Below are 9,847 nucleotides of genomic sequence, written 5' to 3'. Positions count from 1 at the left end.
TTCGAGAATGATTTAGTGCCCATAGCGTTGGAGATACACCTGTTCCCATGCCGAACACAGTAGTTAAGTCCTTCTGCGCCGGAAGTAGTTGGGGGTCGCCCCCTGCAAGATAGGGTCGGTGCTAAGTCACTTGGGAGTTTAGCTCAGCTGGGAGAGCATCTGCCTTACAAGCAGAGGGTCAGCGGTTCGATCCCGTTAACTCCCATTAGGTTGTTCAACCTTAAAATGAATAGGTCTCGTAGTGTAGCGGTTATCACGTCGCCCTGTCACGGCGAAGATCACGGGTTCGAATCCCGTCGGGACCGTTCGTAGGAATACGAAGAAAGACTCGTTAGCTCAGTTGGTAGAGCATTTGACTTTTAATCAAAGGGTCGCGCGTTCGAGCCGCGCACGGGTCATCCATCTAAGCGATAGAGGATATCGTAAAAGCGGATGTGGTGAAATTGGCAGACACGCTAGATTTAGGTTCTAGTGCCGCAAGGTGTGAAGGTTCAAGTCCTTTCATCCGCATCTCAAGAGGAAGAAATCCAACTCAGCCGACTTAGCTCAGTTGGTAGAGCATCTGATTTGTAATCAGAGGGTCGCGTGTTCGAATCATGTAGTCGGCATCTTAGTAAGAAATTACTTGCGAACGTAGTTCAGTGGTAGAATACAACCTTGCCATGGTTGGGGTCGCGGGTTCGAATCCCGTCGTTCGCTTTATTAATAATATTTTGCAGGCATGGCTCAACTGGATAGAGTATCTGACTACGAATCAGACGGTTGTAGGTTCGAATCCTACTGCTTGCATAACGGGAAGTAGCTCAGCTTGGTAGAGTACTTGGTTTGGGACCAAGGTGTCGCAGGTTCGAATCCTGTCTTCCCGATTGGTGATTTATCATCTAGGCGATGTAGCTCAGCTGGCTAGAGCGTTCGGTTCATACCCGAAAGGTCGGGGGTTCGATCCCCTTCGTCGCTATAAAAATTTGTGCTGGATCTTTAGCTCAACTGGTTAGAGCTCTCGGCTCATAACCGAGCGGTTGCAGGTTCGAGTCCTGCAAGATCCATTGCGTTTTTTGGCTCGGTAGCTCAGTTGGTAGAGCAATAGATTGAAGCTCTATGTGTCGGCGGTTCGATTCCGTCCCGCGCCACTTTTTGCGGATGTAGTTTAATGGTAGAACCCCAGCCTTCCAAGCTGGCTACGCGAGTTCGATTCTCGTCATCCGCTTTAATTGAATATTTTGGGAGACTAGCTCAGTTGGTTAGAGCACTGTGTTGATAACGCAGGGGTCTCAGGTTCGAATCCTGAGTTTCCCATTTTAAACTCTGGGGAGTTACTCAAGTGGCTGAAGAGGACGGTTTGCTAAATCGTTAGATCGGGAAACCGGTGCGAGAGTTCGAATCTCTTACTCCCCTTAAGTTTATTAGTTAGCCTTATTATAAGGCTTTTTTTATCTTTTATGCTGATTGTTGACAATTGATTGTTATTTATGTACACTGGCGGTGTGCTTTAATTTTGTATGAGAACGCAAGGTCATATGATTGTTAAACAGATACAAGGAGATTCAATACTATCAGGTGAAGCGTTTCTTTTTTAGCGTGATTTTTAGATTGGGGGAATTCATGGCTTTATTAAATAGCGAAGCGTTGTTAGATTTAAAAAGTAAAGTGAATATTGTGGATGTGATTTCACAATATGTTGCGCTTTCTAAAAATGGAAAAAATTATTTGGGATTGTGCCCGTTTCATGGGGAAAAAACGCCTTCATTCAATGTGAATGCTGAAAAGGGATTTTATCATTGCTTTGGATGTGGTAAATCGGGTGATGTAATCGAGTTTTTAAAGGAATATAAGCAAATCGGCTTTAAGGATGCGGTAGTGGAATTGGCTTCGTTTGCTGGGGTTAATTTGGTACTTCCTGAGAAAAATCAAGTAAAAGAAAATCCTAATCAGGCCATTTTAGATGTGAATAATCAAGCTGCGAGGTTATATCATATTGTGTTGATGTCCACGGAGCTAGGGGAGAAAGCTAGAGCGTATCTTTTAGAACGTGGAATCACGCAGGAGCTAATTAAGCGATATAATATAGGGCTTTCCCCTGATGAAAATGATTTTATTTTTCAAAATCTTTCATCGAAATTTGATGAAAAGGTGATGGCAAATTCTGGACTTTTTCATTTTTCAAATCAGAAGGTTTTTGATGCGTTTTCAAATCGAATCATGTTTCCAATCATGAATGAATTTGGACAGACGATTGGTTTTTCTGGAAGAAAGTGGCAAAGTCAAGATACTTCTAAAGCAAAATATATTAATACTTCTCAAACTCCTGTTTTTGATAAATCTTTTGAATTGTGGAATTTTGATAAAGCGAAGCCTTTTATTTCAAGACATCATGAAGTTTATTTGATGGAAGGATTTATGGATGTTATTGCAGCAGATAAGGCGGGAATTCAAAATGTGGTGGCATCTATGGGGACTGCTTTAACGGAGCAGCATGTCAGAAGATTAAAAAAGGTCGCAAATCAGTTTGTTTTAGTTTATGATGGAGATGATGCTGGACAAAATGCGATTTATAAAGCCATGCAATTAATTGGTGAATCTGATGTTACTATTGTGAAAATTCCTGAAAAAATGGATCCTGACGATTATCAAAAACATTATGGTCCTGTGGAATTGGAACGGTTGATGAAGCAAGGTCGGATTCATCCGATTGAATTTTTAATTGAGTTCTTACGTCCTTCAAATTTAGCTCAACTTCAATCACAAATTGATTTTATTGATCGAATTGCACCAATGATTGCTCAGGTCTCATCGATTACTGCTCAAGATGCGTTTATAAGAAAATTAGTTGAGATTTTGCCTGATTTCGAGTATAATCAAGTAGAGAATGCCGTTAATTTGAGGCGTGAAAATGTTCGAAATAAAAACCAAGGGGTTACGGATGTTTTGAGTCATGATGACGAAATGATTCCACCAGCGCCTGACTTTCCAGATGATTCTTATTTTGAAGCTTTTGAGGCACCTCAAAACCGGCAGAATCAAGCGTTTAATGGACAAGGACAAACGGCAAAAAGCGCGTTGGATCAGCAGACAAATCGTCACGCCGCTGTTGAAATTGCAGAGGAGCATTTGATTCATCGGATGATTTATCACCCTTCGGTTTTAAAACGGTTTGCTCAAGATGAAGCGTTTAGGTTTGTGCATCAGAATTTTCAATTGCTTTTTGAAAAAATAATGATTGAAGCAATGAGTTTTGATCAGCTTGATCCAAATCATTTTGCAATGACGTTGGATGAGGATTTGAGAGCACTTTTTTATGAGATTATCAGTTTGGATTTACCTCAGGAGCTTTCGGGGCATGAAATTGATGATTTGCTTGAAAAAATTGAAAATGATCAAGTGGTGAGTCAATTAGATGAACTTTTTAAAGCATTGGATGAGGCGCATAAAGCAGGAAATATGGAGCGCGAATTGGAATTAACGGTTCAGATTATTAATCAAAAGAAAAAAATAAAATGATCATTAGATAAAAAGATAATTGTGAGAATTTTACACCGATGAGGAGGGGTAAATTGGCTGAAAATAAGAAGAGAATTAACCAAATTGCTAAAGAAACTGGGGTGAGCAGTAATGCACTTGTCGAAAAAGCAAGAGAATTACAAATGGTGGTCAAATCACATTCTAGTTCAGTGACTGAAAATGAAGAAAAGCGCCTTCTTGAGGCGTTGAACATTAAGCCAGTCGTTGTTGAGCGGATGGAAACAATTGTCAAAGCATCTGCTAAAGATGAAGAAACAGTAGAAACATCTGATTTTGATGTGAAAGCATTTGAAAAAGAAGTGAAAGCTTACATTTCAAAACGTAAACCTTTTGGTCAGGCTTTAGATGATGAAATCACGGATGATTTGGTTGTTAAATTTGGTCTGGAATCTGATGCGATTGAGGATTTATTACAAGAAATCCAAGATGCAGGAATTTCGATTGTGGATGCTGATGGAAATCCTAGTCCACTGGCTTTAAAAGCTGCGGAAACAGATGAAAAGGATGATGTTTCAGATCATGCGATGGATGAAATTGTAACAAATGTTCGAATTGATGATCCTGTTCGCATGTATCTTAAAGAAATTGGACGTTATCCTTTGATTTCGCTTGATGAAGAAACGAAATTGGCTGAGGCAATTATTGCTGGTGGTGAAGGTGCTGAAATGGCAAAACAGATGCTCGCAGAAGCGAATTTGCGTCTGGTGGTTTCCATTGCAAAACGTTATTCTGGACGTGGCATGCAATTTTTGGACTTGATTCAAGAAGGAAACATGGGTTTGATGAAAGCCGTGGATAAATTTGACCATACTAAAGGGTTTAAATTTTCGACATATGCGACATGGTGGATTCGTCAAGCGATTACACGTGCGATTGCTGATCAGGCAAGAACGATCCGAATTCCTGTGCATATGGTTGAAACGATTAATAAGTTAATTCGTGTGCAAAGAAATCTTTTACAGGATTTGGGACGTGATCCTTCTCCTGAGGAAATCGGAAAAGAACTTCACATGACACCTGACAAGGTACGTGAAGTATTGAAAATTGCACAAGAACCAGTATCACTTGAAACTCCAATTGGTGAAGAAGATGATTCTCATTTGGGAGATTTTATTGAAGATGATGTGATTGAATCTCCAGTGGACTATACAAATCGGGTGCTTTTACGTGAACAGCTTGATGAGGTAATGGATACGCTGACGGATCGGGAAGAAAATGTGCTTCGGATGCGTTTTGGACTTGATGATGGGCGGATGCACACGCTTGAAGATGTCGGAAAACAATTTAAAGTGACTCGGGAGCGGATTCGCCAGATTGAAGCAAAAGCAATTAAAAAGCTGCGTCATCCAAGACGAAGCAAACCTTTGCGTGATTTTATGTAAATAAAAGGATGAAACTTACAGTAGAAATGCTGTAAGTTTTATTGTTTATGCTTTTGCTGGGATTGCCATTCTTGCTTCAATTTATATCTTAGTTCATCAAAATCGATTATATAAGAAAATTGATGAAGGTGAATTGAGTAAATAAGAAAAAATTGAGTTTTTAATTTTCTGTCAGCGCTGACAGAAAATTTTTTTGATATAAAATTTTTCTTGACAAGTGGTTTGTTGACTGCTATACTATGCGTAACTCATAAATCGCATGGGGAAATTTCTGTCAGTACTGACAGAAAAAAATGCTCATGAAAATCAAATTATTTGCTAATATTGTGAGAAATGATTATAATAAAATTATTAAAGGTCAAAAAAGGTCAAACTTTTTATTTTAAAAGGGAGAAATGATTTATTGATTTTTTAAATTTGATGTAAAATGAAAGTAACGGTTATCACTTAAATTATAAATAAGGAGAGAAAATGACGACTACTGTTTATTTTGAAAAAAATGGTGGCATTGATATTGAACTTAGAGGAGCAAGAAAAGTTCTTTCTTTAAGAAAACATATCAAGATTGACCCGGAAAATTTGGAATCTGTTCAACTTGTTTCTGATATGAAAAAACCAAAATTCTATAAAAAAGTAGCAGGAACTAACGCTTGGTACTATGGCGGTTGGTTCAGAGAAAACGGTGAAAATGAGTTTTGGGATGTCCGAAATAATGAGCGAGTTCTAGTCATCACCACAAGAAATTTCAAATATAAAAAACTTTACATCGAAGTTGGTCCTGATTTTAGATTAACTCCTTCCAAACCGTGAAGGGAAAATTAGTTTAAAATTAATTACTGAAAATTAAAAGGAGGAAGCGTATGCTTTGTCAAAATTGCAAAATTAATGAGGCAACTATTCACCTCTATACAAATGTGAATGGTCAAAAACGTCAAACGGATCTTTGCCAAAACTGTTATCAAATCATGAAATCAGGGGGACAAGAGGCGCTTTTTAGTACAGGAAGTAATGGAGGAGATGGTAATCCACAAGAGCCTTTTAATCCGTTTAATGACATTTTCAGTGCGCTTCATGGCAATGAAATGCCAAATCAAGGACCACAAACGCAGTCTGGACGTCGTTTTCCAGGAGGGCAACCACCGCGTAATCCTAGAGGAAAACAACCTAAAGGAATGCTTGAGGAATTTGGAATTAATGTTACAGATTCCGCACGTCGTGGTGAAATTGATCCTGTCATTGGTCGTGATGAAGAAATTAAGCGCGTGATTGAAATTCTTAATCGCAGGACTAAGAATAATCCAGTATTGATTGGTGAACCTGGTGTGGGTAAAACCGCTGTGGTTGAAGGATTAGCGCAAAAAATTGTTGATGGAGATGTTCCACAAAAATTGCAAAATAAAGAGGTCATTCGTTTGGATGTGGTTTCTTTGGTTCAAGGAACAGGGATTCGTGGACAATTTGAAGAGCGGATGCAAAAATTGATGGATGAAATCAGAAAACGCAATGATGTGATTCTATTTATTGATGAGATTCATGAAATTGTTGGTGCTGGTTCTGCCGGCGATGGTAATATGGATGCAGGAAATATCCTTAAACCTGCGCTTGCACGCGGGGAACTTCAATTGGTTGGTGCTACGACACTTAATGAATATCGGATCATTGAAAAAGATGCGGCACTTGAGCGACGCATGCAACCTGTCAAGGTGGATGAACCTTCTGTTGAAGAAACGATCATCATCTTAAAAGGAATTCAAAAACGTTATGAAGATTATCATCATGTGAGATACACTGATGAAGCGATTGAGGCAGCAGCACATTTGTCTAACCGTTATATCCAAGATCGTTTTATGCCAGATAAGGCGATTGATTTACTCGATGAATCAGGATCAAAGAAAAATTTGACGTTAAAATTTGTTGATCCAGAGGATATCAAAAATCGGATTGCACAAGCTGAAGCACAAAAAAATGAAGCAATGCGCACCGAAGATTTTGAAAAAGCAGCTCATTTCCGTGATCAGATTTCTAAGTTGAGAGAACTTCAAAATCATGAAATTTCTGATGAGGAAACGCCTGTCATTACTGACAAAGATATTGAGGCGATTGTTGAGCAAAAAACACATATTCCAGTGGGTGATTTGAAAGATAAAGAGCAAACACAATTGATTCATCTGGCTGAGGATCTCAAAGCACACGTCATTGGTCAGGATGAGGCGATTGATAAGGTAGCAAAAGCAGTGCGCCGTTCTCGTGTGGGACTTGGAAAGCCAAATCGTCCGATTGGATCATTTCTTTTTGTTGGACCGACAGGGGTTGGAAAAACGGAACTTGCTAAACAACTTGCACTCGAATTATTTGGATCAGAGGAGAGCATGATTCGGTTTGATATGTCTGAGTATATGGAAAAACATAGTGTGGCAAAACTTGTTGGTGCGCCTCCAGGATATGTCGGATACGAAGAAGCAGGACAATTAACTGAAAAAGTTCGTAGGAATCCTTATAGCTTGATTTTACTTGATGAAATCGAAAAAGCGCATCCAGATGTGATGCACATGTTTTTACAGATTTTGGATGATGGCCGATTGACAGATGCTCAAGGGCGTACCGTCAGCTTTAAAGATGCCATCATTATCATGACATCAAATGCAGGAACTGGAAAAATTGAGGCCAATGTTGGTTTTGGTGCGGCAAGAGAGGGGCGTACAAACTCTGTGATTGGGGAATTGGGAAATTTCTTTAGTCCTGAGTTTATGAATCGTTTCGATGGAATCATTGAATTTAGTGCATTGAGTAAAGAAAATCTGCTTCATATTGTTGATTTGATGCTCGATGAGGTAAATGAGCAGATTGGTCGCAACGACATTCATCTTGAAGTAACTCAAGCAGCAAAAGAAAAATTAGTTGATTTGGGATATGATCCAAAAATGGGGGCACGTCCATTGCGTCGAACCATTCAAGATCATATTGAAGATGCGATTGCTGATTTTTATATCGAGCATCCTGAGTATAAAGCGTTGGTGGCTGATGTCATGGATGATAAAATCGTGATTTCTAATGTGAGTGATCAAATACAAAATGCAGATTCAGATACTCATGAAGTCGAAGCAGAATAAATTAAAAAAGTACCGTTACGCGTGATGTGACGGTGCTTTTTTTGTCTTTTCGTGTATTAATCGTAAGCATCTGGATGGTTCGTTTCCCAAATCCAACGGTCTAAATCTTTGAGTTCGTAATTGGCTTGGGTTTCTTTTTCGACCTGTTCTAATGTGATCGCAGATAAGGTTTTAACGAGCGTGTTTTCAATCGTATCAAGGGCATTTGTGATGGCACAAGGTTTTGCTTTGTCACTTTCGCTGCCGAGAAAATTTTTGAGGAGTTGTTGACTTTGAAAAATCTTTCCACGGCCTTCAATCGCAAGAAAAACGTCATAGAAAGTGATTTCATTTAGAGGTTTTGCCAGAGAAAATCCGCCATTTTTTCCAGTTGTTGAGGTGATTAAACCTTCATTTACAAGTAATTTGATAATTTTTTTGAGATAGCTTTGGGAGACACAGAGTCGGTCTGCAAGCATGATTGAATTCATGGAGCGGTTGTCAGGAAAGCGTGCAAGAATTAGTAAGACGTAAACAGACTGCTCCCAGCCAGAGGATAATTTCATTTTTTTCTCCAATTCGGGATATTTTTTATATTTATTATAACATTATTCTTGACAGAATAAAACTTAAAGGCTATAATGATATTAGAGATAAAGAATAGCTCTAAAAGAAAAGGAGATTCAAAATGGTTGTAAAAGTTGGAATTAACGGCTTTGGTCGGATTGGGCGTTTAGCGCTTCGTCGTGCTCAAAATGTAGCAGGTGTAGAAATCGTACAAATCAATGATTTAACAGATCCAGCCATGCTTGCGCATTTGCTGAAATATGACAGCACACAAGGAAAATTTGATGGCGATGTAGAAGTTTCAGACGGTGGTTTTCTTGTCAATGGAAAATTCATCAAGGTGACTCAAGAACGGGATCCTCAAAAGATCAATTGGGCAGCTTCTGGCGTTGAAATCGTGCTTGAAGCGACCGGCTTTTTTGCAACAAAATCGGGTGCTGAAAAACATTTACATGAAAATGGTGGTGCGAAAAAAGTCATCATCACAGCTCCTGGTGGAAATGATGTGAAAACGGTTGTCTTTAATGTGAATCATGACATCTTGGATGGGAGTGAGACAGTGATTTCAGCAGGGTCATGCACGACGAACAGCTTAGCTCCAATGGCTAAAGTGTTGAATGATAAGTTTGGCATTCGCGTAGGGGAAATGACGACCGTTCACAGCTACACAGGTGAGCAGATGTTGCTTGATGGACCACATCATAAAGGGAATCTGCGTCGTGCGCGCTCTGCTGCGCTCAATATTGTTCCGACGACTTCTGGTGCGGCCAATGCGATTGGACTGGTCATTCCTGATTTGCAAGGAAAGATGAAAGGACACGCACAACGCGTTCCAACCGCAGCAGGATCCGAAACAGAATTGACGACGATTCTTGAGAAAAAGACGAGCGTTGAGGAGATAAATGCAGCAATGAAAGCAGCAGCGACGGAGAGTTTTGGCTACATTGAAGATGAAATTGTCAGCAGTGACATCATCGGCGATACACACGGAAGCTTGTTTGATGCAACGCAGACTGAAATTGTTGATGCAGGGGATATTCAAATGGTCAAAACCGTGGCGTGGTACGACAATGAAATGAGTTTTACGGCGCAATTGATTCGCACATTAGAGTACTTTGCAAAATTGGCAAAATAAGCACAAAAAAATTTCTGTCAGTACTGACAGAAATTTTTTATGCAGATAAACGTCAGATTTTTGGATTTAAGACGATTCGTTTTTAGTTGTGATGGATAAAAAAGAGATCAAAATTAAATTTGACCTCGTTTTTGATTTCTGTCAGTACTGACAGA

Annotated in this window: 6 protein-coding genes, 14 tRNA genes and 1 rRNA gene; 20 read left to right on the top strand and 1 reads right to left on the bottom strand. The window is 39.5% G+C overall.

What is annotated here, in order from left to right:
* The first annotated feature begins 11 nt into the window (after nt 1-11).
* The 19 genes from rrf to GHI93_RS03995 all read left to right on the top strand — a co-directional run bounded on the left by rrf (nt 12) and on the right by GHI93_RS03995 (nt 8,011).
* Nucleotides 12-127: ribosomal RNA gene (rrf, locus tag GHI93_RS04085) — 5S ribosomal RNA — on the top strand.
* Between the two features lie 5 nt (nt 128-132).
* A tRNA-Val gene (locus GHI93_RS04080) sits at nt 133-205 on the top strand.
* Between the two features lie 27 nt (nt 206-232).
* A tRNA-Asp gene (locus GHI93_RS04075) sits at nt 233-305 on the top strand.
* Between the two features lie 20 nt (nt 306-325).
* Nucleotides 326-398 (top strand) — tRNA-Lys (locus GHI93_RS04070).
* Between the two features lie 30 nt (nt 399-428).
* Nucleotides 429-510 (top strand) — tRNA-Leu (locus tag GHI93_RS04065).
* 25 nt (nt 511-535) lie between these two features.
* Nucleotides 536-608 (top strand) — tRNA-Thr (locus GHI93_RS04060).
* Between the two features lie 19 nt (nt 609-627).
* Nucleotides 628-699 (top strand) — tRNA-Gly (locus GHI93_RS04055).
* A 16-nt stretch (nt 700-715) separates the two neighbouring features.
* Nucleotides 716-789 (top strand) — tRNA-Arg (locus GHI93_RS04050).
* 3 nt (nt 790-792) lie between these two features.
* Nucleotides 793-866 (top strand) — tRNA-Pro (locus GHI93_RS04045).
* A gap of 18 nt (nt 867-884) precedes the next feature.
* A tRNA-Met gene (locus GHI93_RS04040) sits at nt 885-958 on the top strand.
* A gap of 14 nt (nt 959-972) precedes the next feature.
* Nucleotides 973-1,046, top strand: a tRNA-Ile gene (locus tag GHI93_RS04035).
* Between the two features lie 11 nt (nt 1,047-1,057).
* Nucleotides 1,058-1,130: transfer RNA gene (locus tag GHI93_RS04030), tRNA-Phe, on the top strand.
* A gap of 6 nt (nt 1,131-1,136) precedes the next feature.
* Nucleotides 1,137-1,207, top strand: a tRNA-Gly gene (locus GHI93_RS04025).
* A 15-nt stretch (nt 1,208-1,222) separates the two neighbouring features.
* Nucleotides 1,223-1,296 (top strand) — tRNA-Ile (locus GHI93_RS04020).
* An 11-nt stretch (nt 1,297-1,307) separates the two neighbouring features.
* Nucleotides 1,308-1,395: transfer RNA gene (locus GHI93_RS04015), tRNA-Ser, on the top strand.
* A 207-nt stretch (nt 1,396-1,602) separates the two neighbouring features.
* Nucleotides 1,603-3,498, top strand: a complete 1,896-nt coding sequence (dnaG, locus tag GHI93_RS04010) for a DNA primase (RefSeq protein ID WP_153495785.1) — start codon at nt 1,603-1,605, stop codon at nt 3,496-3,498.
* A 53-nt stretch (nt 3,499-3,551) separates the two neighbouring features.
* Nucleotides 3,552-4,901: an RNA polymerase sigma factor RpoD gene (rpoD, locus tag GHI93_RS04005; protein WP_153495784.1), complete on the top strand. Its 1,350-nt coding sequence runs from the start codon at nt 3,552-3,554 to the stop codon at nt 4,899-4,901.
* 471 nt (nt 4,902-5,372) lie between these two features.
* Nucleotides 5,373-5,711, top strand: coding sequence for a hypothetical protein (locus GHI93_RS04000; protein WP_021723450.1), 339 nt, complete (start codon nt 5,373-5,375; stop codon nt 5,709-5,711).
* 50 nt (nt 5,712-5,761) lie between these two features.
* Entirely contained in the window at nt 5,762-8,011 is a 2,250-nt protein-coding gene (locus tag GHI93_RS03995; protein WP_153495783.1) for an ATP-dependent Clp protease ATP-binding subunit, read from the top strand.
* Between the two features lie 56 nt (nt 8,012-8,067).
* On the opposite strand, the gene GHI93_RS03990 is transcribed toward GHI93_RS03995, so the two are convergent.
* Complete coding sequence (locus tag GHI93_RS03990; RefSeq protein WP_153495782.1) at nt 8,068-8,556, bottom strand: Rrf2 family transcriptional regulator; 489 nt, start codon at nt 8,554-8,556, stop codon at nt 8,068-8,070.
* A 122-nt stretch (nt 8,557-8,678) separates the two neighbouring features.
* Here GHI93_RS03990 and gap point away from each other — a divergent pair, with 122 nt between their 5' ends.
* A complete protein-coding gene (gene gap / locus GHI93_RS03985; protein WP_153495781.1) occupies nt 8,679-9,692 on the top strand; it encodes a type I glyceraldehyde-3-phosphate dehydrogenase in 1,014 nt (337 codons plus the stop codon).
* The last annotated feature ends 155 nt before the right edge of the window (nt 9,693-9,847 follow it).

The organism is Lactococcus hircilactis, from assembly GCF_009601015.1.
Taxonomy (GTDB): Bacteria; Bacillota; Bacilli; order Lactobacillales; family Streptococcaceae; genus Lactococcus; species Lactococcus hircilactis.
The sequence above is the reverse complement of the archived record's forward strand: the minus strand, read 5'-3'. Positions and strand labels throughout refer to the sequence as shown.

Coding starts and splice junctions, on each gene's coding strand:
- dnaG (WP_153495785.1), top strand. CDS start 1,603: ATGGCTTTATTAAATAGCGAAGCGTTGTTAGATTTAAAAAGTAAAGTG.
- GHI93_RS04000 (WP_021723450.1), top strand. CDS start 5,373: ATGACGACTACTGTTTATTTTGAAAAAAATGGTGGCATTGATATTGAA.
- GHI93_RS03995 (WP_153495783.1), top strand. CDS start 5,762: ATGCTTTGTCAAAATTGCAAAATTAATGAGGCAACTATTCACCTCTAT.
- GHI93_RS03990 (WP_153495782.1), bottom strand. CDS start 8,556: ATGAAATTATCCTCTGGCTGGGAGCAGTCTGTTTACGTCTTACTAATT.
- gap (WP_153495781.1), top strand. CDS start 8,679: ATGGTTGTAAAAGTTGGAATTAACGGCTTTGGTCGGATTGGGCGTTTA.